The sequence below is a fragment of the Kitasatospora sp. NPDC091257 genome (genome assembly GCF_044757675.1).
In the GTDB taxonomy this organism is placed as follows: Bacteria; Actinomycetota; Actinomycetes; order Streptomycetales; family Streptomycetaceae; genus Kitasatospora; species Kitasatospora lactacystinica.
Genome location: NZ_JBIVVI010001803.1, coordinates 1 through 1,179, shown reverse-complemented (window position 1 = coordinate 1,179; position 1,179 = coordinate 1). Strand labels below are relative to the sequence as shown.

General features: G+C 71.2%; 1 protein-coding gene. It reads left to right on the top strand.

From position 1 onward, the window contains the following. Window positions 1-1,179 (top strand): molybdopterin-dependent oxidoreductase (locus tag ACIQOV_RS42145; protein ID WP_401056533.1); only part of this gene is annotated, 1,179 nt, incomplete at both ends.

Sequence of the window (1,179 nt, the reverse complement as noted above, 5' to 3'; positions counted from 1 at the left end):
CGCCGGCCCGCCCCACGTCCAGCCGTACCACCACCCGGCCGCCGGCTGGGGCGCCGCCAAGAGCGTCACCCGCTTCATGGTGCGCGAGGGCGCGTACCTGGACGGGCCGCGGGCGGTGATGCGGATGAACCACGAGAACAGCGGCTTCGACTGCCCCGGCTGCGCCTGGCCCGACGACACCAAGGGCCTGCACCTGGACATCTGCGAGAACGGCATCAAGCACGTCACCTGGGAGATGACCCGCAAGCGGGTCGGCCGGGAGTTCTTCGCCGCCCACACGGTGACCGAGCTGTCCGGGTGGAGCGACTTCGCGCTGGAGGACCAGGGCCGGCTCACCGAGCCGATGGTCTACGACCCGGACACCGACCACTACGTCCCGATCGGCTGGAAGGACGCGTTCGCCCTGGTCGGCCGCACCCTGCGCGGGCTGGACGACCCCAACCGGGCCGCCTTCTACACCTCCGGCCGACTCGGCAACGAGGCGACGTTCCTCTACCAGCTGATGGCCCGCGAGCTGGGCACCAACAACCTGCCCGACTGCTCCAACATGTGCCACGAGGCCAGCGGCCGGGCCCTGCAGGCCTCGCTCGGCACCGGGAAGGGGACGGTCGACCTCAAGGACTGGGAGGTCACCGACGCCCTGTTCATCCTGGGCGTCAACGCGGCCTCCAACGCGCCCCGGATGCTCACCTCGCTGGCCGAGGCGTACAAGCGGGGCGCGCAGATCGTGCACGTCAACCCGCTGGTCGAGGCGGCGGCGACCCGGACGATCATCCCGCACGACTTCACCGACATGGCGCTGAACCGGGCCACCCGCACCAGCACCCTGAACCTCCAGCCGCGGATCGGCGGCGACATGGCGCTGCTGCGCGGCATGGCGAAGGCGATCCTGGAGCAGTCCGCGGCCGACGACCGGGCGCTGGACCGGCTGTTCATCGACCGCCACACCAGCGGGTTCGAGGCGTACCGCGAGGTCTGCCTGGCCACGCCCTGGGAGGAGATCGAGCGGCAGAGCGGGCTGGACCGGGCCGAGATCCTCAAGGCGGCGCGGGTCTACCGGGAGGCCGACCGCTCGATCTTCAGCTGGTGCCTGGGCGTCACCCAGCACGAGCACGGGGTGGACACCGTCCGGGAGATCGTCAACCTCCTGCTGCTGCGCGGCAATCTGGGCCGGGAGGG